Below are 19,067 nucleotides of genomic sequence, written 5' to 3'. Positions count from 1 at the left end.
GTGTGAAGAGCACATGAAGAGAGACCCATGCTGGTGGAAGTGGACCTGTTCAGCGGGCGCCCCAATCCTCGCTGGCGCCTCGATCCAAGGGCCGCCGAGGAATTCCGCACGCTGACGGCCGGTCTCCCACCTGCGGGGCCGGTGGCCCGGCCCCCCTCTCCAGGACTGGGCTACCGCGGCTTCACGGTCACGGACGCCGACCGCGTGATCCACATCTTCGCCGGCCGGGTGACCGAGGGGGCCACGTCCCGGACCGACCCGGACCGGTCCCTGGAGCACTGGTTGCTGACCCGGCTGCCCTCGTCACTCCGCCACCTTCACTCCGTGGTGGCCGAGGCGATCGAGGACGGCCGGGAGGGCTGAGGCGTCGGTAGCGCCGGGTTGGCGGTATCCGACCAAGTGGCCATCGACGCCGATACCCGGCCGGTCGTGGCAGCCGGTCGTGGCAGCCGGCCGCGTCCTCGGCGACGTCGGCTACCGCCGCGTTCGTGGCGCCGGTCTCAGCGGCTTGGTTGGCGAAGCCTGACGAGGGCGTGTGTCGGGCTCGTCCCTGCTCAGCGAGGAGGGCCGTCCAGGAGGTTGGTGATGAGCTTGCGCAGCCGCCCCTCGACGACCGTTTCGACGCCGTGGACGAGCTGGGCGCCGTAGACGACGGCGGTTCCGGCGGGCGGCGCGCTGGTCCAGCGGGTACGCGGGACGTCGTTCAGCCAGGCGGCTTCCGGCCCGGCGTCGTCGGCGATGTCGCGGGCGAAGCGCATACCGGGCAAGAAGGCGCTGCCCGGGCCCGCGGTGCGATCGGTCCATACGGCGTCGGAGGAGCAGGTGTCGACGTAGAACTGCCCGCCGCGTTCCGCTTCCTGGAGGTGGAAGGCCACCCGTGCAACGCGCTGCGGCCGCTTGTCCGGTTCGTGGACACCGTGCAGGTGCGGGTCGATCCGGTCGCCCGGGCCGAGGTCGTGGTAGTCCCACGGGGTGACTCCGGCAACGGACGGGAAGACCCGCCGGACGGCAGGCATGGCCCGCTCGATGCCGGCCATCAGGATTTCCTGTGCAGCCGCGGGCGGCACCATGCCCTCCCTGGGCCGCTCGGGGACCCATCCTGTCGCTACGAGGTGATCGTCCAGCAGCTTCGTCAGCTGGGACGTCTCGTCGGGCGTGAGGAAGCCCTCGATGGTGTGGACGGCCAGGGTCTCGGTCAGGTGAATCACGCGACAACTCACTCCTTCTCGCTGTACGGCGTGGAGCGTTGGCATCCGCATTTCAGTGGAGGGAGGGTGGGGATGCCAAGGGGATCGGCAGCTCTGCCAGGGGCAGTGGGGGCGCACGGGAGCGTGCGGTGGGGGCGCACGCTGCCCGGTCGTTCGAGCGGGCGCAGGACTCCCCGCCGAGGCCGCCCACGAGCCAGGGCCCCCGGGTCAGGGCCCACAGGTCAGGGCGTGAGGATCCGGGTGGCGAGGAGGATCCCGAGGGCGCTCGCGGCGTCGGAGATCGTTCCGTCCTCCACTCGCTTGAGGGCTGTCTCCAGGGGGACCCACTCGACGGTCATGTCGACCTCCGTGCAGTCACGCCGCAGTTGCCCCTCCTCCAGGTCCGTGGCGAGGTAGAGGTAGATCTTGGCCGCGGTGAGCCCCGCAATGGGCTGGGTCACGGACAGGAGCCGGAGCTCGCGTGGCCGCCAGCCGGACTCTTCTTCGCACTCCCGGCGGGCCGCGTCCTCCGGGTCCTCGCCCGGTGCGATGCCTCCGCCCGGAAGGAGCGGCATGCGGCCTGGGAGGTAACAGCTGTCCGTGACGATCGCGATGTGTCCGGCGGGGTTGACGGCGACGACACGGGCCCCGTCAGCGATGGTGACGTGCTCGTAGGTGCTGGAGTTGCCGTCAGGCTGGATGACTTGATCGCGGTGGAGAGTAAGGAAGGTTCCCTGGTGCGCGATCTCCGTGTCGAGCTTGATCCAGCCGTCGCCGGGCTCGTGTACGCGGCCCGAGCGCGCATAGGTCGCGAGAAGACCGGCGAGCGGTCGCAGTTGGAGGGCTGCCTGTTGCTGGGCCGACGCGAGCGCCGGGTACTCCGGCCATGCCCGCTCGTCGTCACCCCCAGGCGTCACCTCCAGCTGGCCGGACCATCCCTCGAAGGCCGACCGGAGTTCTCTTACCGTCCGGAGGGCTTTGCGGCCCCTGACGATCAGCTCCGCAAGGCACACCGACAGGGTGTGCTCGGCAACGCGCGACAGCACCTGGTCGAGGTGGTCGGCGGCGTCGAGGAGACGGCTGGGGATCTCTGCGTAGTCCGCGTAGTCCTCGTAGTGCGCGTAGTCGGTGAAGGCCAGTCGTGTGGAGAGCTCTACGTGTGCGTCCCAGGCCGCCGTGCGAGCAGCGTCGCCCGTCCACTGTTCGGTCATTGGCCGATGATATTGGCGGAATGCGCGTGACGGGCCCAACACGAGGTGCCCGACTGCTTGTACCCATCGGGCATGGTCGGGCCGGGCACCTGGTCGGCGGTCAACAGGCCGGTCCTCTTGTGCTCTTGGCTGAGCACAAGCGGCTGGTCCGGGTGATGGGACACGCTCGTGGCCCCTCAGTCGAGGCAGAACTCGTTGCCCTCGACGTCCTGCATCACGAGGCACGACTCGTCGAAGCCATCGGCACGCAGCAGTCGCACGCGTACCGCGCCGAGCTCGAGCAATCGTGCGCATTCGGCCTCGAGCGCGGCCAGTCGCTCTTCACCCACGAGCCCGGTGCCGACCCGCACGTCAAGATGCAGCCGATTCTTGACGACCTTGCCTTCGGGAACGCGCTGAAAGTACAGTCGCGGGCCCACACCTGAGGGATCGATGCATGCGAACGCTGCCCCCTGACGCTCGGGCGGCAGCGAGCGATCGAAATCGCCCCAGGTGGCAAACCCCTCCGGTGGCGGCGGTACGACGTACCCCAACACCTCACACCAGAAACGAGCGACGCGCTCAGGTTCCGCGCAGTCGAAGGTGACTTGGAACTGCTTGACCGATGTCATCGGACCATCATAGTGACGCGTGCTGTCCACCGAGACCCCGGATGCCTAGGAGTGGATGGACAGCGGCCGCCCCTACCTGCCCTCGGTGTTCGGCGGATTTGCGTCAGCGAGAACGACCCTTGCCCTCCTCGGGTGCGAGCTGAATGTATTCGTACTCGACGCCGTCCGGCTGGCGGGCCAGGAAGACCATTCCGGCAGGGCCCTCGAACGGCGGCATCGTCAGCTCGGCACCGTGCCGCAGCACGGCCTCACGGGTCTCGTCGAGGTCGTCGACGATCACCGGTCCGACCGTGCCGCGGTAGCGGTCCATCGCCTCCTGCGGGCCGGACAGCACGCAGAAACTGCCGATGAAGGCGATCTCGAAGCGGCGGAACCGCATCCGCAGGTCCGGCTTGCCGCCGACCAGTTCGCCGAGTACCGCCAAGGTGGCGTCGATGTCGGGGGTGACGGTGCCGGGCTTCACGTCACCCGCGAGCAGCAGATCGGTCGAGTGCTCGTCATTCAGCAGTTCGCCCATGGGGCATCCTCGGCATGGCGCCGGATCTAGCGCACCGAGGCGCGCTCGTCCGCCGTCGTGCTGTCACCTGGACGGCTGTCGCACGGCCTCCGCCGGGTTTCCGGGGCGGCGCGTTCCTGGCTGCCTTCCCCGGTACGGCGGGCCTCGCCGAGGACGTGGCGATCCACGACGGGCGGTCCCGGCGATGGCCGGGCCCGCCCGTCCGTACCTCAGGTCAGGATGTACGAGACGGCGTTCCAGCCCCAGCTGCCCGTGTCCGGGGTGTCCTGCTTGTAGTCGGGGCCGGCGGAGCCGCCGCCGTTGAGGTCGGTGTGGACGACTACGACGGTGTCGGCCGCGTTGGCCGCGACCCGGGCGGCCGACTCTCTGTCGGCGCAGGCCTGCTCTCCGGTCTGCCTCAAGGCCGGTGAGGGAGGTTGACCGAATTTCCAGGACGTCTTCGCCGCGACGACTGATCCGGGGGCTCACTCCGCAGTCGGCAGGGGCTGCTCGGTCCAGATGGTCTTGCCGGTGGGGGTGTAGCGGGTTCCCCACCGCTGGGTGAGCTGGGCGACGATGAACAGGCCCCGGCCCCCCTCGTCGTCGGCGGCGGCGTGGCGCAGGTGGGGCGAGGTGTGGCCGGTGTCGGCGACCTCGCAGACGAGGCTGCGGTCGCGGATCAGCCGGACGTGGACCGGCCCGCCGGAGGCGTAGCGGACGGCGTTGGTGACCAGCTCGCTGACGACCAGCTCGGTCGTGAACGACAGGTCCTCGAGCCCCCACTCGCCCAGCTGCCCACTGGTGACGGACCGGGCCCGCGCGACGCTCGCGGGGTCGGCGTCCAGCTCCCAGACCGCCACCTGGTGCTCGTCGAGCATCCGGGTACGGACCAGGAGCAGGGCCGCGTCGTCGTCCACCGGTCCGGGCAGCAGCTCGGCCACGGTGCGGTCGCAGAGCTCCTCCAGGGGGCGCCGGCACTCGGTGAGGACGCCGGAGAGCAGGCCGATCCCCGTCTCGGTGTCGTGGTCCGGGGCCTGGACGAGACCGTCGGTGAACAGGGCGAGCAGGCTGCCGGCGGGCAGCTGGAGTTCCACGCTCTGGAAGGGCGCGCCGCCCAGGCCCAGGGGCGGGCCCTCCGGGAGGCCCGGACGGCTGACGGCACCGCGGGCGGGGTCGACGAGGGCGGGCGGCGAGTGACCCGCGCGCGCCATGCTGCACCGCCCGGACACCGGGTCGTAGACGGCGTACAGGCAGGTGACCCCCAGGGCCTCGTCGCCGCCGGCCCCCGGCGTGCCCCCGCCACGGCCTTGCGCCCGCTCCTCGGCGACGCGCTCCTCGGCGGTCCGCCCGACCACGTCGTCCAAGCGCGCGAGCAGCTCGTCCGGGGCGAGGTCGAGCCTGGCCAGGACCCGTACGCTCGTACGCAGCCGTCCCATGGTGGCGGCGGCGCGCAGCCCGTGGCCGCGCACGTCCCCGACGACCAGGCCGACCCGGGAGCTCGACAGCGGGATGACGTCGAACCAGTCGCCGCCCACCCCGGAGCGGCTGTCGGCGGGCACGTAGCGGCTGGCCGTCTCGACCCCGGTCAGCGACGGCAGGTGGTGGGGCAGCAGACCGCGTTGCAGTTTGAGGGCGGCGGTGTGTTCTCGCGTGATGACCAGCATCAGGACGACGCCGACCAGCAGGGCGCCCAGGCCCACGACGCTCACCCCGCCGGTGTGCCCGAGGAGCGGCAGGTCGAAGGAGGTCGAGCCGTAGTCCGGGGCGGCGTAGACGACGAAGGCGGCGTAGCAGAACAGGCTGAGCATCAGGAGCCCGCCCAGCCCCGGAAGCACCCCCTTGAAGAGCAGGTCCCGGGGGCTGCGCGTGAGCCGCTCGCGGTAGAACCAGACGCAGGCGAAGCCGGTGAGGCCGTAGTAGAAGGCGATCGCGAGACCGACCGCGCTGATGGAGTCGGCCAGCACGTCGTGGCTGATCACGGTCAGCAGGACGAGGAAGCCGATGGAGACCAGGCCCATGCCGACGGTCGACCAGGTCGGGGTGAGGAACCTGCGGTGCACACGGGCGAAGTGCGAGGGGACAGCCTTGTGGGCCGCCATGGAGAAGACGGTGCGGGCCAGCGGCAGGATGGTGGTCTGGGTGGACGCGACCGCCGAGGTCAGCACCGTGAAGATGAGCAACTTGGTGAGGAACCAGCCGGAGCCCGTGGTGCCGAAGACGGCACCGCCCAGGCCGGAGAGCACGTCCCCGGAGTTGGCAGTGTTGCCCAGACCGGTGCCCTCGGTGCCGATCCCGGCGAACGCCTGCGCCGACGTCGCCACCAGGGCGTAGATGCCCAGCAGGAGCACGGTGGAGACGACCGCCGCCTGTCCGGGGGTGTGCCTGCTGTCGGCGGTCTCCTCGTTGACCGCGACGGCGGTGTCCCAGCCCCAGTAGATGAAGACCGCGGCGAGGAGGCCCGCGGTCAGCTCCTTGGCCGACGGCACGTGGAGGGGGTTGAACCAGGAGGCGGAGACGTGGATCGCCGTCGGCGGCCCGTCGGCGTAGACCCTGACCAGGGCGGCCACCGCGAACAGGATCAGCACCGCCACCTCGGCGCACACCAGCCAGCGCTGGAGGGCCGCCGACACCTCGATGCCCACGTAGCAGACCGCGGTCATCACGGCGATCCAGGTGACCCCCGCGACGGTGGTCCACAGCCGGTCCTCGGCGAGCGAGTCGAACCCCAGCAGCCGGAAGCCGTAGATGCCGGCGATCTCCGAGAGGTTCGCCATGGCGATGACGTCGGCGACGATGATGCCCCAGCCGCCCATCCAGCCGATGCGCGGGCCGAAGGCGCGGGAGGCCCAGGTGAAGGTGGTCCCGCAGTCGGCGTCGCCCGCGTTGAGCTCCCGGTAGGCGTACGCGATCAGCAGCATCGGGACGAAGGCCAGCATCGTCACGACCGGCGCCTGGAGGCCGACGCCCGCGACGATCAGGCCGAGCGTCGCCGCCAGGCTGTACGCCGGAGCGGTGGAGGACAGGCCCATGGCGACCGAGGAGAACAGTCCCAGGGCACCGGCCTTGAGCCCCTTCTCGCCCGCGCCGGGGCCGGGCGCGAGCGGCGCAGCGGACTCGACCGGACCACCGAAGAGCTTCACCCCTGCATTCATCTCCGCATCTCGCCTGGACAGCACGCGCCCCCGAGAGAGCCCATGATCGCCATTTTCCCCGTGGTCGATCAGGTCCGCCAGACGATGACGCGCCGGGCGGGTGCGGGCCGCCGTATGGGGTGACATGCGCGGCCGCTCGTCGCCTTCGCCCGCTACAGCCGCGACGGCCGGCCTCACAGCCCGCTCCGACCTCCGCTTCGCCGGGCCGACACGCCGCGGCCCGCCCGCACCCAGCGGTGCAGGCGGGCCGGACGTCAGCGGCCGGCAGAACCACCTCAGCCAGGTGCGACGGAGAACCGCACCGGCGTCATCGGCGAATCCGTGCGAAAGTGACCGACGTGTCAGTCCTGGCGGCCGGTCACCTCAATGAGGTGGTAACCGAACTGGGTCTTCACCGGCCCCTGGACCACATGCGTCGGGGCCGAGAAGACGACCGTGTCGAACTCGGGAACCATCTGCCCCGGACCGAACGAACCCAGGTCGCCGCCCTGCCGGCCGGAGGGACACGTGGAGTGCGCCTTGGCGAGCTCGGCGAAATCGGCCCCGGCCTCGACCTGCGCCTTCAGCTCATTCGCCTTGTCCTCGGAACTGACCAGAATGTGACGCGCAGTAGCCCTAGCCATTAGTTACATCCCTTCGAGTGCATATCAATATCGCCGGGAAGACGCTCCGAGGGACCTTCTCAGGTGCAACGCCTACGGCATCAACCTGCCGTCGATCCCCTCGTCTCCCGTAAGCGGCCTCATCGGACGGCCGCCAGCGCATCGTCTCATGTGCCACCCCCGCTGCCGGGCCACCACGCCTTCACTTGCGAAACCGGCCGGGCCCGGGCCGGCGCCCATAGGAGGTCGCCGGTATCCGGTGGCCTGTGGCCTGTGGCCTGTGGCGACATGCGCGGGGAGAAGCGATGGTGGGGGGAAGCTGCGGCGAGCAAGGCCCCTCCGACCACCCGGGAGGCAGTCATGCAGGACGTCACGACAGCTGCAGCACCGGCCGCCGGTCGCCCGGCCACCAAGACCTGGGCTACAGGGCGCAGCGGGAGCTCACCGGCACGGCGGTCCGGCCCAGGGGCGCCCTCGACGCAGCGTCGGTGTTCTCGCCTCCCCCGGGTCGATGGCGAGCGAACGGCCGGGCAGGACGACCCTGACGGGGTTCTTCCGAGTTCGGCACGCTGACGGTCAGTTGCTCGCCCCGCAGCCGTACCCCGATCCCCCATTGTCCCAGGTAGCGGATGGTGGCAGGAAAAAGCCGAACTCGGACAGCTCGGGGAGCGCCACCGGGTCGAGCCAGAGGGCGTCTTCCGTGGGTCTCCATCCCGGTCAGGCCGCGCTGCACCAGAGTCAGGGTGCCGGCCATCGCGCCGAGGTGGATGCCCTCGGCCGTGGTGCCGCCCTGGAGGGCGACGTCGCCCTCCAGGGCTTCCCGGCAGTAGTACCAGGCGTCGGCGCGGCGGGCCCGGGCGAGTACCCAGCCGTGGACCAGGCCGCTGAGGGTGGAGCCGTGGCTGGTGCGGCGCAGGTAGTAGTCCACGGTGCGGTGCCACGTCTCGTCGGTGAGCTCGTATCCGAGGCGGGCGAAGACGGCGGACAGCTCGGCCGGCGAGAAGAGGTATCCGAGCATCAGTGCGTCCGCCTGCTTCGACGCCTGATACCGGTTGACGGAGTCGCCTTCGGCCTCCAGGATGCGGTCCAGCCAGCGGATGTCGCCGTACTGTTCCCGGTAGCCGTCCCAGTCGAGCTCGGCCAGCTGCTCGTAGCCCTCGAACTGGCTGATGACGCCTTGGTGGAACGGTACGCGCAGGTAACGGGAGACGTCTTCCCACAGGGAGAGCTCCCCGGCGTCCAGGCCTCCGTGCCCCAGCAGCTCCTGCCGGCGCCGCGGCGGCAGGGGCGTCGTCCTTCACGAGGGAAGCCGGAAGCCGAAGTCCTGGGTCCGGGTGACCGCCCGCGGCACCTTGCGATCGACCGCGAGGGCCAGTGCCCGGGCGAACTCCGCTACGGAGTGCGGCGAGCAGGTCGACACCCGGGAGCGCGCCCCGGCCACGACCCCCTGAACCGCCGGCGGCACCCGGCCACGCGAGCACCGGATCCCGGAGAGCTGACGGGCTTCGGTCTCGCCGCCGCCCTGGGGTAGACTTGAAGAGTTCTTCAATTCACCAGTTGCCGTAATAGCCAAGTCATTTCGGTGTGGAGGTCTGGGTGGGCGGGTTCGTCGAGGCGGCGCGGGGTCGGGTGCGCCGGGCGCGTACGGCTCTCGATGCCGCGAAGGAAGCCGGGGACGCACACGCGGTGGCCGTGGCAGAGGACGAACTGGAGGACGCACTGCGTATCGCCGAGGCACATGGCGTGGAAACGGAGGGCGAGCAGTGACGAGGGCGCCGGTTCCGCTGTACCAGGCGAAGGCCGAGTTCTTCCGGATGCTGGGACACCCGGTCCGCATCCGGGTGCTGGAGCTGCTCCAGGACGGGCCCAGGCCGGTACGCGATCTGCTGGCCGAAATCGACATCGAGCCCTCCAGCCTGTCCCAGCAACTGGCGGTACTACGCCGCTCGGGCATCGTGACCTCCACCCGCACCGGCTCCACGGTCGTCTACGAACTCGCCGGCGGCGACGTGGCCGAACTCATGCGAGCCGCTCGCCGCATCCTCACCGAAATGCTCAGCGGACAGAACGAGCTCCTCGTGGAGCTGCGGGAGGCCGAGGCGGAGGCTTCGCAGTGACGTGGCGCCGCAAGGGCGCGTCGTCGCCGACGGCAGCGTATGCGGGTTCCTCTCCTGTGTGGCGGCGCATCCTGACGGTTCCGCTGGTTCCGGAGGCGGTGCGGCAGGCACGGCACGATACGACGATGGCCCTTTCGGAGTACGGGCTCCGCCCGGACTCGGCCTTCGCCGGCGCTGTCCTACTGGTGGTGAGCGAGCTGGTCGCGAACGCCGTGCGGCACGCAGCCGACCAGTCCCCCACTGCGGATGTGACCATCGCGGTCGGGGCCGGTCAGCTCGTCGTCGGCGTAGCCGACCAGGCCCCGCGCCTTCCCGTTCTGTCCCCGGCAGGGGTGGGGGACGGTCTTCGGACTGTCGCCGGCCTGGCCGCCGCCTACGGCGGCACGTTGAGCGTGGAACCTGCCGTGCACGGCTGCGGCAAGGTGGTGCTGGCCCGTTTCCGCGTCCCCGACAACCTGAGTTCCCGCAGAAGCGGCGCCGGTTCCCGTGCGTTTTGAGATCACGCACCTGCACGCCGCCGGAAGCCGGCCCCCACGCACAGCGGACGCGGACGGAATCCGCTCCGTTGCGGCCCGGGCCGCGCGGACCGGAGTGTGTGCACAGATGCGCCCCGCCGAAGCGAGAAACGCGCGGAGAGACAAGTCGCCCTGCGGGTCCTGGTCCACGTCTTCGTCACCCACCTCGTAGCCGGCTTCAATCGCCGGCAGGACGACTGTCAGACGACTGTCATGTCATCCCTCGCGTGTGTCGTTCCGGGTCTGCTCCTGCTGTGCGGGCGTCAGATCGGCAGGGAGATCCAGATGGTCTTGCCGCCGCCGTCGACGTCCCGCAGCACTGTGCAGCTGCCGCACAGCTCCGCGGTCAGCTCGGCGATGAGGCGGAGCCCGCCGGGGCCGTCTGCGAAGCGTGCCGGGTCGGGCTGGTGGGGGTGACGGTCGTGGACGCCGAAGGCGAGGGTCTCCGGACCGGCGGCGTAGGTGACGGTCACCTGAGGTGAGACGGCTGCCGCGTGCCGGACGGTATTGGTGACGAGCTCGCTGAGCATGAGCAGTGCCGGTCCGAAGGCCTGGTGGCGAGGGTTGATGCGCCAGGAATCGACGTAGATCATCTCGGCGGTACGGCGGGCCAGGGCCACCGACGCGGGCACGGTGGGGCAGACGAGCACGGACCGGAACGGCAGGGAAGCGGACAGTTTCATGAAGCCGTGGACCGGGTCGTGCCGCCGGAGGTGCCGGATGCGTCGGCGGCGTGGGCGAAGCGGAAGGCGGTCACGGCCTGCGGATGGATGCGCAGGAGTGTGTCGTGGGGGCCGTGGGCCCAGCCGGGGAGAGTGCGGCGGTAGTGGGCGGCTTCGTCCGGGCTGGTGACGACCTCGGCGAGGCCGCCGGCTGTCACCGCCCAGCCGGTCCCGGTGTTGGGGTGGAGGTGGTCGCAGTGGTAGGTGACGGTGACGCGCCCGAAGAGGGCTGCGCCGGGGGCCGGGGTGCGGACGATCAGGCGCCCGTACTCCAGTACGTGGCAGGCGGGGCGTACGGCGACGCCGTCCCGCTGCTCGTAGACGATGCGGCCCTGGGCGACACCGCCGAGCAGGTACCAGGCCTCCTCACCGGACACCTCGAACATGCGGCGGAGCGAGGGAGAAGTGGTCATCGGGAAGACTCCTCGGTGATCACGGCTGCGGGGGCGTGCGAGCGCGCCTGGGCCGGGACGGCAGGGGCGGTGGGCAGGGTTCCGGCGCTGCGCAGGTGGCTACGTGCGGCGGCGACGGCTTCGGAGGTGTCGGCGTAGTCGTCGCCCGTGGCGGCCCGGAGCAGGCCGAGGGCGCCTACGGAGTCGAGGACCCGGCGCCGGCCGGGGCGTATGCCGGAGGCCAGGACAGTGATGCCGCGCCGGTTCAGCTTGGTGACTGCGCCCTTCAGGACGAGGGCGCCGGTGACGTCGACGGTGGTCACACGGGACATGCGCAGGATCACCACGCGCCCGTCCGCGACCTCCGAGAGCTCCGGCAGGAAGCGGTGGGCAACGGCGAAGAACAGCGGACCGTCGATGCCGTACGCCACGATGTGCTCGTCCAGTAGCGCGTGTTCCCCGGCCCTGTGGTCGCCGGACAGGTCCGCCTTCAAGGAGACCTGGCCCTGATGGGCCTGCTCGGCCACCGCCCTCAGGGCGAGCGCGCCGGCGACGAGCAGGCCGATGATGACGGCGTACACGAGGTCCAGGGCCACGGTCGCGACGGCCGTGAGGACCAGCACCAGGCCGGAGGAGACCCAGAACCCGGGGGCGAGCGGCAGGGCCACGATCGCCACCGTCAGCCCGGCCGGCAGATCACGGCGTGGGCTGCGGCCCATGCCCGCCGGCTCGGCGCGGGCAGGCAGTACGGACCGCACCCGGGCCCCCGCCCGGGCAGGAGGAGAGTTCACCGAGCACCGGCCTCGACCTCGACGCCGCGGAGCTCCTCCAGCAGCTCGTTCTGTCCGCTGAGCATTTCGGTGAGGATGCGGCGAGCGGCTCGCATGAGTTCGGCCACGTCGCCGCCGGCGAGTTCGTAGACGACCGTGGAGCCGGTGCGGGTGGAGGTCACGATGCCCGAGCGGCGTAGTACCGCCAGTTGCTGGGACAGGCTGGAGGGCTCGATGTCGATTTCGGCCAGCAGATCGCGTACCGGCCTGGGCCCGTCCTGGAGCAGTTCCAGCACCCGGATGCGGACCGGGTGTCCCAGCATCCGGAAGAACTCGGCCTTCGCCTGACACAGCGGAACCGGCACGGAACCCTCAGCCTCTCGCCTCGCCGAGCCTCCTGCGCGGAGGCAACGCCTGACGCTGCGCCGGCGGCTACCTGCAGGCACAGCCAAACCATCATGTAGCGAATTGCAAAATTCTGCAATTCGTCATCCTTGCGGGCCCCGGGCTACAGTGGCCCGGTGATCGAGAACCTGCCTCCGTGCCCCGAATGCTCCAGTGCATACACCTACGAGATGGGCGCATTCCTGGTCTGCCCCGAGTGCGGCCACGAGTGGTCTCCCACGGCCGCCGATGCCGCGGGCGACACCGAGGGCGGGGTGATCAAGGACGCGGTCGGCAATGCACTCGCCGACGGAGACACGGTCACAGTGATCAAGACCCTGAAAGTCAAGGGCCACCCGACCGGGATCAAGGCCGGCACCAAGGTGCGCAACATCCGCCTCGTGGACGGTGTGGCCGGCCACGACATCGACTGCAAGATCGACGGTTTCGGCGCCATGCAGCTCAAGTCCAGCGTGGTCAAAAAGGCCTGACCAGATACGTCAGCACGCCTATTGGAGATCTTCCCGTGACCGGGCCGGGTGGCCTGCGTTGCTCTAGTCGTGATGCCCGGGCCGCCGCACGGGAAGGGCTGGTCGCCCTGTCGCGCCCGATGCCGGACGCTGCCCAGTGCGGTCAAAGGGGCAAGCCCGCAGACCCGTGGCCCGTGCCCCGTAGCCCATGGCCCGTGGCAATCCGCCCCCTCCGGGATCGCGCGGCGCGCTACAGCGCTCGAGGCGGCCTCACCCGCGAGCGGTGTTCCGGGAAGCGGACGGGACGGCGCATTCCCGGGTTCAGGAGGGCACTCTCCGAAGAGCATGGAGCGAACTTCAGGACCTTGCCGCCCTCAGCGCCCTCAGCGCCCTCCCCCGGACGCACTCCGCGCCTGCACATCCGACTTTCCACGGCGAGCAGGGGCAGACGCTGCCGCCTTCGGCGCCTCGGCGTGCGGCCCGTCCGGTGACAGGAGGGCTGCGCATGGGCCGAGGCGCCGGACGGCTTTCACAGGATGTACTTGAGGGTCCACTTCTGATTCGGCAGTCCCTGATTGTCGTTGGTCACGACGGGCGACTCGTTTGCGCCGCCCCAGCCGCGGTCGGGCTCAAGGACTCGGCCGAAGAGGTTCGCGATGCGTGCCGGGTCGGACTGGGTCGCCGGGTCGACGTACCAGAGCTGGTCGACGTTGGTGAAGCTGCTGTCGCAGGTCGACAGCCAGGTCGCCCAGCCGCTCGGGCCCTGCGCGTAGCCCGCGAGGCACGTGCCGTTCCTGCGGTTCACCATGTGGTAGCGGCCGCGGCCGTCGGCGACCAGGTCCCAGAGCTGGTACGCCTGCGTGGTGCAGTCCCACACCCGCACGCGGTCGTCACCGGACGGGAAGCCCATGCAGCGGCCGGTGCCTTGGTTTCTGACCTGGAACGGTCCGACCGCCGCCGGGGCCGCCGCCGCGCGTGCTTGCGGTCCGGCCGCCCCGGCGCCTGGGGCTGCAACCGCGAAGGTGGCGGTCAGTGCCGCCGCGAGCACGGCAAGTCGCTTGCGTGGACTCACGAGTTTCCCCCTGTCCGACTGTCCCCGAGGCCGTGAGCGCAGGCTCTCGCGCCGCACCCCGTTCGAAAGGGGTTTCGCCGTGAAACACCTCCATTGGGTGATGCGAGAGCCACTGTGGTGAGTGGCGACTCCCGCCGTCCGGCGGTGCAATCAGTGCGCAGCCCTGTTGCTTCGAGGGACCGCAGCGCCGGAGCCTCTCCGAGCGTTGACCGCAGACTGCTCTGCTGCCCAGCAGCCGGTGGATGCAGTCGCCGGTGAGCAGGCGGCTCCGTCCGCGAGGCCACTCCCGGCACATGTCTTGATCATCGCTGCCGAACGTGCGTGGCAGCGGGAGAGATCCCAAAGGACGCACGTCCGACGCCCGCTGCGCGTGTGCGTAAATTGAAGGCAAAAGGACGTCAAACCAGGAGAACACGCATGGAAGCGCGGACAGGACCCGAGTCGTACCTGGACGGGTACGAGCAGATCCTGACCGATGCGGCAGGCACGGGCCGCCGAGCCGACCGAACGCAGATCGACTCCCGGAGGGCGAGCGGCGAGCAGGCGGCGGAAGCCGGGCTGTCCCTGCGCTCCTGCGTGGCCGCACACCTCGCGGCCACGCGGCGGCACTGGCCCGCAGGGCACACCTCCGCAGCCGAAGCCGATCACGTGCTGGGCGCCGCGGAGCAGGCGATCGACGCGTTCGCGGAAGGCTACGAGCGGGCTCAGCGGCTGGCGGCACGTCAGGAGGCAGCGGACCAGAGGGAGTTCGTCGACGACCTCTTGCACGGACGGAGCCACCTCGGGCGGCTGGCAGAGCGGGCCGAGCGGCTCGGGCTGCTGCTCTCGTACGCCTACGCCGTGGCCGTGGCCGAGGGGGCGGAGCCCTACGACGACTTCCATCCGGTGACCCGGCAGGTCGGCGCTTCACTGGTCGGCCGGTTCGGCAGCCGGAACATCCTCATCACCACCAAGGACGGCCGGATCATCTGCATCGCTCCCGGCGACCAGACCGATGTGCTGACCTACTTCGCCGAGCAGGCCTACTCGGCGATCGCTTCCGGCGGCCGGATAGCCGTCGGTAGGGCCAAGGGAGGTGGCGGGGGCGTCGCGCACTCCTACGAGGAGGCCCTGTCCACGCTGGCACTCGCCGCGCGGATGGGTTTCGACGAGCCTGTGCTGAAGGCTTCCGACCTGCTGGTCTTCCCCGTGCTGGCCCGCGACCGCCAGGCGCTGGCGGACCTGGTCCACACGACGCTCGGACCACTGCGCCAGGCGCGCGGCGGGGCCCTGCCCCTGCTGGAGACGCTGACCGCCTACTTCGACGCCGGATGCGTATCGGCGGAGGCCGCCCGGACGCTCTCGCTCAGCGTCCGGGCGCTGACCTACCGGCTCCGGCGCATCCACACCCTGACCGGCTGCGATGCGGCCGACCCCGCACAGCGCTACACACTGCAGACCGCCGTCATCGGGGCCCGGCTCCTGGACTGGCCGGCGCAGTCCTGAACCAGCGCGGCACGCGTGCGCCGCTGCAGCTCATGGGTGAACCGCAGCGGCGCGGGCGCGTGGGTGATCCTGCCACCCTGTCCGGCTGTTACTCCGTGATCGGGATCTTGCCGTTGGGCGAGGCCGGGCCAACCGCCTCCACCTCGTCCCCGGCCTCGTCCGCGGCCCTGCCCCCGGCCTTGTCCGCGGTCAGGCCCCGGAGGAGACGGGTCAGGTCCACGCCCGTGGTGGAGCCGAGGAGTTCCATGCCCTGGGCGACGTTGTCGGCGACGGTACGGGGCAGCTTGCCGGCGCCGTCGGTGGAGATGACGGTCAGCTTGTCGATGGCAGCGAGCGGTTCGGCCGCCTTGCCGACCACCTGCGGCAGCACCTCTACGAGCATCTGCAGGACGGCGGCGTCGCCGTAACGCTCGAAGGCGTCGGCCTTCTTGTTCATCGCCTCGGCCTCGGCAGCGCCGCGGGCGGCGATGGCCGCGGCCTCCGCCTCGCCCTCCTGGCGGACGGCGTCCGCGATGGCCACGCGCCGGGCCCGCTCGGCCTCACCCTGCTTGGCACCCTCGACCGCCACGGCCTCGGCCGCCGCGATCGCCGCCAGGCGCTCGGCCTCCGCCTGCTTGACCCGGGCGACCCGCTTGGCCTCCGCCTCCTGCTCCGCCTCGTACCGCTTGGCGTCGGCGGGCTTACGCACCTGGGTGTCCAACTGGCGGTCGGTCAGAGCGGCCTGGCGCTCGGCGACCTTCTCCTGCTCGACCAGGATCCGCTGCTGCCGGTCCGCCTCGGCCAGCGGGCCGGCGGCATTGGCCTGCGCGGCCGCCGCGTCGGTCTCGGCCTTGATCTCCGCCTGCCGCAGGTACAGGGTCCGCTGCGCGACCGCGATCTCCTCCTCGGCCTTCAGCCGGGCCTGTTCGGCCGCCTGGCGGGCGTTGGCCTCGGCGATGTCGGCCTCCTGCACGGCCCGGGCGGCCTCGGGCCGGCCGAGGTCCTCCAGGTAGGTGCCCTCGGTGGTGATGTCCTGGATCTGGAAGGCGTCGAGGACAAGTCCCTGACCGGACAGGCTGGCCTCGGCCTCCTCCGCGACCTGTCCGGCGAACGCGGCGCGGTCACGGATGATGTCCTCCACCGACATGCGGCCGACGATGGACCGCAGCGCTCCCGAGAGCACTTCCTGGGTGAAGCCGACGATGCCGCCCTGCTGCTGGAGGAAGCGCTGCGCGGCGGCGCGGATCGCGTCCTCGGTGCCTCCGACCTTGACGATCGCGACGCCCTCCAAGTGCGCCTTGATGCCGCGCAGGGTCACCGCGCCGCGGACGGCGACGGGTATGTGCCGGCTGGACAGGTCGAGCACGTACCGCTGCTGGACGAACGGCACCACGAACACCCCTCCGCCGACCACGACCTTCTGACCGCTGTTGTCGGTGAACACCTGCCCCGTCTGCGGGTCCGTGGACTTCTTCCCGCGCCGGCCCGTGATGATGAACGCCTCACTGGGGCCGGCGACCTTGTAGCGGGTGACGACGACCAGGGCCAGCAGGACGAGGAGTACCACCACTCCTACGACCGCGGTGACGACTGGGCTCATGGAGAATCTCCTCTCCTGCCTCCCGAGGAGGGGCGGCAGGTCGTACTGGCAATCACATGGAAAGGGTGAGAGCGCGCTGTGTGTGCGTGCGGTGCGCGCGTACCGCGTGTGGGCGCTTCAGCGCTCGACCGCGCGCACGCTCACCGACGTGGACGACGGGGCGGCGGTGACCCACACCTCGGCGCCCCGGCCCAGCGGCGCCTCCGCCGTGGCGGCGTACTTCACCGGCTGCCCGGCCAGGCGGAGCAGCACCTCGCCGTAGCCGTCGGCCGGGATGGAGGTCACCACGGTGCCGGCGACCCCGACGAGGTCGTCCTTCGTGGGGGCGGCCGGGCCGCCGGAGCGCAGGAGGGCCCGGCTGAAGCGATACGTCAGCCAGCCGGCGCCCGTCCCCGCGACGGCGCCCGCGGAGGCCGCCGTTCCCGCCCCGAGTCCGGTGGACCCGAGCACGATCGCCCCCGTGAAACCGAGCATCGAGACGAAGCCCGCGACCACCGGAAGCGACAGCCACCCGTCGAGCAATCCGCCCAGGGCACCGTCGAAGGCGCTCTCCAGCACCCCGTCGAACACCAACGACAGGGCCAGGAGCACGATCCCCCCGATGCCGAGACCAAGAAACAAGCCCATGAGCACCTCGCCCGCCTCACTGACAACCCGCTGGACGGCGGCATCGTGTCAGGTGAAGCGGGCGACACACATTTCCTGGTTCCGGCAATCTTTACGCCTTTTTAACGCCCCTCCTGTACCACGGTCCTGAGGCCGGCCCGGGCGGCCCGTTCCTGAGCCGTCCACCCGAGCCCGCCGCGGCCGGTCGACGTCGCCGCGGTCTTCCCTCAGCTGACCCGGTCCCCATGCTGCCCGTGGCCCGGTTGTACGTGCGTGACATCCCCCTGCTGCGCCCACCGGGGAGGTCCGGGGCCGATCTGCTCCAGGTGCTGTGGTGCCCCTTCGACCACCCTCCGGAGACGTACATGCCCAGGACCGCGCTGTTCTGGTGGTCCGCGGCCGATGTCACCGACATCCTCACCTCACCCCCGGAACCGCCCGGTGGAGCGCGAGGAATACGTGCCCGAGCCGTGTCTGCTCGCGCCGGAACGTCCCCACACCGAGCTGATGCAGTAGTCGGCCGGACGACACCCGTTCGCGTCCTCACCACCGGACAGGCCGGTGACGCGCCTGCCTTCGCGCACGTGATGGCCCGCCTGCGCGTTCCCCGCCGACACGGACGGTCCCGCACCGGGCCGGACATCGTCCTGGAAGACAGCAACCATTTACCTGGCAGGACTGCATGCCGCGGGCATCTCCCTCCGAGCCGTCCGACGGTCCCAACGAAGCGGCCCAGTTCACGCCCACGGTGAGCTCGTCGAACAGGCGCTTCGCCGTCGGCGAGGTGAACGCGCGCTCCAGTTCGGCTCGGGCGATCCGCTTGCGGAACTCCCCTTCGTAGGGGGCGTCTCCGGCGTTGTGCATCATCTCGGTGATCCAGACCGCGAACGCCTGGTAGTTCCAGATGTGGCGCAGACAGGTCTCCGAGTAGTCGTCGAGCAGGGTCGAATCGCTCTCCCGGATCCGGCGGATGACGGCGCGGGCGAACACCTCGGTGTCGTGGAGGGCGAGGTTGATCCCTTTCACGCTCATCGGAGGGACGATGTGCGCCGCGTCTCCGAGCAGGTACAGCCTGCCGTAGCTCATGGGGCTGTACACCACGCTCCGAAGCGGCACGAGCCGCTTGTCGACGATCGGGCCGGTCGAGACGGGGGTGCCGAAGCGGGCTTCCAACTCGCTCCAGATGCGCTCGTCCGGCCATTGCGAGAGGGTGTCGTCGGTCGAGCGCTGGAGGTAGAGCCGACTGGCGTTCGCGCCGCGGGGGATGAGCCCGGCCAGGCCATGGGAGTGCACCGCCATGGCTGCGGGATCGGCCGGCACGTCGGCCAGGACGCGTCCACCACCTCGTCGAGCCCCCACTCCCGGAACATGCGCACTCCGTCGATGGTCCCGGCCCGTTGCCGTTGCTCGACGTATGCCCGGCTGTGCTTCTCCAGAACGATGCAGCCGATGCCGTTGCGCACCAGGAAATTGCCGAGCGTGAGTCCGGCGATCCCGGCCCCCACGATGGCGACGGCGGTGCTTCCACCTGTATCCACCACATGTCCGTGTCCCTTTCGCTACGCCTGTCGCCCGGTGTGGCGCGGCGTGCCAACCACCACTCTGAGCCGGGCCGCGATTCCCCCAACCGGCAAACAGCCAGCAGATACGGGAAAGCCGCCAATGTGGGGCACGGCCTGAACGTGAACCACAACCC

At 70.6% G+C, this 19,067-nt stretch carries 19 protein-coding genes and 5 pseudogenes; 7 read left to right on the top strand and 17 right to left on the bottom strand.

Annotated elements, in window-relative coordinates; genetic code table 11:
- Nucleotides 1–27 precede the first annotated feature (27 nt).
- A complete protein-coding gene (locus AS857_RS05870) occupies nt 28–363 on the top strand; it encodes a hypothetical protein (protein ID WP_058042010.1) in 336 nt (111 codons plus the stop codon).
- A gap of 191 nt (nt 364–554) precedes the next feature.
- Here the strand turns inward: AS857_RS05870 and AS857_RS05865 are convergent, their stop codons facing one another.
- The 9 genes and pseudogenes from AS857_RS05865 to AS857_RS41085 form a co-directional block, all read right to left on the bottom strand.
- Nucleotides 555–1,208: a hypothetical protein gene (locus tag AS857_RS05865; RefSeq protein ID WP_058042009.1), complete on the bottom strand. Its 654-nt coding sequence runs from the start codon at nt 1,206–1,208 to the stop codon at nt 555–557.
- A gap of 221 nt (nt 1,209–1,429) precedes the next feature.
- The gene (locus AS857_RS05860; RefSeq protein ID WP_058042008.1) at nt 1,430–2,398 is read right to left on the bottom strand and encodes an NUDIX domain-containing protein; all 969 of its coding nucleotides are present in this window, start codon (nt 2,396–2,398) and stop codon (nt 1,430–1,432) included.
- 176 nt (nt 2,399–2,574) lie between these two features.
- Nucleotides 2,575–3,009, bottom strand: a complete 435-nt coding sequence (locus AS857_RS37280; protein WP_079110097.1) for a VOC family protein — start codon at nt 3,007–3,009, stop codon at nt 2,575–2,577.
- Between the two features lie 103 nt (nt 3,010–3,112).
- Nucleotides 3,113–3,526 carry a VOC family protein gene (locus AS857_RS05850; protein ID WP_058042007.1) on the bottom strand — a complete coding sequence of 138 codons (414 nt, stop codon included), beginning with the start codon at nt 3,524–3,526 and terminating at the stop codon, nt 3,113–3,115.
- 209 nt (nt 3,527–3,735) lie between these two features.
- Nucleotides 3,736–3,927, bottom strand: coding sequence for a hypothetical protein (locus tag AS857_RS05845; RefSeq protein ID WP_058042006.1), 192 nt, complete (start codon nt 3,925–3,927; stop codon nt 3,736–3,738).
- A 63-nt stretch (nt 3,928–3,990) separates the two neighbouring features.
- Nucleotides 3,991–6,657: a SpoIIE family protein phosphatase gene (locus AS857_RS37275; protein ID WP_079110096.1), complete on the bottom strand. Its 2,667-nt coding sequence runs from the start codon at nt 6,655–6,657 to the stop codon at nt 3,991–3,993.
- A gap of 341 nt (nt 6,658–6,998) precedes the next feature.
- On the bottom strand, nt 6,999–7,280 hold the full coding sequence (locus AS857_RS05835) for a peptidylprolyl isomerase (RefSeq protein ID WP_058042004.1): 282 nt from the start codon (nt 7,278–7,280) through the stop codon (nt 6,999–7,001).
- Between the two features lie 420 nt (nt 7,281–7,700).
- Nucleotides 7,701–8,544: pseudogene (locus tag AS857_RS05830) on the bottom strand (glycosyl hydrolase family 65 domain-containing protein); the annotation flags it as partial.
- Between the two features lie 21 nt (nt 8,545–8,565).
- Nucleotides 8,566–8,685 (bottom strand): annotated as a pseudogene (locus AS857_RS41085) (2-hydroxyacid dehydrogenase); the annotation flags it as partial.
- Nucleotides 8,686–8,855: 170 nt separating this feature from the next.
- Between AS857_RS41085 and AS857_RS40285 the strand changes: the two are divergent.
- From AS857_RS40285 to AS857_RS42290, 4 genes and pseudogenes are all read left to right on the top strand, one after another.
- Nucleotides 8,856–9,026, top strand: coding sequence for a hypothetical protein (locus tag AS857_RS40285; RefSeq protein ID WP_173864720.1), 171 nt, complete (start codon nt 8,856–8,858; stop codon nt 9,024–9,026).
- Entirely contained in the window at nt 9,023–9,376 is a 354-nt protein-coding gene (locus tag AS857_RS05820) for an ArsR/SmtB family transcription factor (RefSeq protein ID WP_275477347.1), read from the top strand. The genes AS857_RS40285 and AS857_RS05820 overlap by 4 nt, the downstream gene beginning before the upstream one ends.
- On the top strand, nt 9,373–9,873 hold the full coding sequence (locus tag AS857_RS05815) for an ATP-binding protein (RefSeq protein ID WP_245699596.1): 501 nt from the start codon (nt 9,373–9,375) through the stop codon (nt 9,871–9,873). Before AS857_RS05820 ends, AS857_RS05815 begins: the two co-directional genes overlap by 4 nt.
- Nucleotides 9,874–9,969: 96 nt before the next feature.
- Nucleotides 9,970–10,059: pseudogene (locus tag AS857_RS42290) on the top strand (DUF6126 family protein); the annotation flags it as partial.
- A 95-nt stretch (nt 10,060–10,154) separates the two neighbouring features.
- Here AS857_RS42290 and AS857_RS05810 read toward each other — a convergent pair.
- The 4 genes and pseudogenes from AS857_RS05810 to AS857_RS05795 all read right to left on the bottom strand — a co-directional run bounded on the left by AS857_RS05810 (nt 10,155) and on the right by AS857_RS05795 (nt 12,140).
- Nucleotides 10,155–10,574: an ATP-binding protein gene (locus tag AS857_RS05810; RefSeq protein ID WP_058042002.1), complete on the bottom strand. Its 420-nt coding sequence runs from the start codon at nt 10,572–10,574 to the stop codon at nt 10,155–10,157.
- Nucleotides 10,571–11,026 carry a pyridoxamine 5'-phosphate oxidase family protein gene (locus tag AS857_RS05805; protein WP_058042001.1) on the bottom strand — a complete coding sequence of 152 codons (456 nt, stop codon included), beginning with the start codon at nt 11,024–11,026 and terminating at the stop codon, nt 10,571–10,573. The genes AS857_RS05810 and AS857_RS05805 overlap by 4 nt, the downstream gene beginning before the upstream one ends.
- Nucleotides 11,023–11,640: pseudogene (locus AS857_RS05800) on the bottom strand (STAS domain-containing protein); the annotation flags it as partial. The pseudogene AS857_RS05800 and the gene AS857_RS05805, both read right to left, overlap by 4 nt.
- A gap of 152 nt (nt 11,641–11,792) precedes the next feature.
- On the bottom strand, nt 11,793–12,140 hold the full coding sequence (locus AS857_RS05795; protein WP_058042000.1) for an ArsR/SmtB family transcription factor: 348 nt from the start codon (nt 12,138–12,140) through the stop codon (nt 11,793–11,795).
- 156 nt (nt 12,141–12,296) lie between these two features.
- Between AS857_RS05795 and AS857_RS05790 the strand changes: the two genes are divergently transcribed.
- Nucleotides 12,297–12,650, top strand: coding sequence for a zinc ribbon domain-containing protein YjdM (locus AS857_RS05790; RefSeq protein ID WP_058041999.1), 354 nt, complete (start codon nt 12,297–12,299; stop codon nt 12,648–12,650).
- 508 nt (nt 12,651–13,158) lie between these two features.
- Here AS857_RS05790 and AS857_RS05785 read toward each other — a convergent pair.
- Nucleotides 13,159–13,701 (bottom strand): RICIN domain-containing protein, encoded by a 543-nt coding sequence (locus tag AS857_RS05785; protein ID WP_144440735.1) that lies wholly within the window; start codon nt 13,699–13,701, stop codon nt 13,159–13,161.
- Between the two features lie 417 nt (nt 13,702–14,118).
- Here AS857_RS05785 and AS857_RS05780 point away from each other — a divergent pair, with 417 nt between their 5' ends.
- On the top strand, nt 14,119–15,186 hold the full coding sequence (locus tag AS857_RS05780; protein ID WP_058041997.1) for a PucR family transcriptional regulator: 1,068 nt from the start codon (nt 14,119–14,121) through the stop codon (nt 15,184–15,186).
- Between the two features lie 88 nt (nt 15,187–15,274).
- Here the strand turns inward: AS857_RS05780 and AS857_RS05775 are convergent, their stop codons facing one another.
- The 3 genes and pseudogenes from AS857_RS05775 to AS857_RS05765 all read right to left on the bottom strand — a co-directional run.
- The gene (locus AS857_RS05775; protein ID WP_058041996.1) at nt 15,275–16,765 is read right to left on the bottom strand and encodes a flotillin family protein; all 1,491 of its coding nucleotides are present in this window, start codon (nt 16,763–16,765) and stop codon (nt 15,275–15,277) included.
- A 117-nt stretch (nt 16,766–16,882) separates the two neighbouring features.
- Complete coding sequence (locus tag AS857_RS05770; RefSeq protein ID WP_058042119.1) at nt 16,883–17,392, bottom strand: hypothetical protein; 510 nt, start codon at nt 17,390–17,392, stop codon at nt 16,883–16,885.
- 714 nt (nt 17,393–18,106) lie between these two features.
- Nucleotides 18,107–18,912, bottom strand: a pseudogene (locus tag AS857_RS05765) (FAD-dependent monooxygenase); the annotation flags it as partial.
- Nucleotides 18,913–19,067 lie beyond the last annotated feature (155 nt).

It is taken from the genome of Streptomyces roseifaciens (assembly GCF_001445655.1).
Taxonomy (GTDB): domain Bacteria; phylum Actinomycetota; class Actinomycetes; order Streptomycetales; family Streptomycetaceae; genus Streptomyces; species Streptomyces aureoversilis.
The sequence above is the reverse complement of the archived record's forward strand: the minus strand, read 5'-3'. Positions and strand labels throughout refer to the sequence as shown.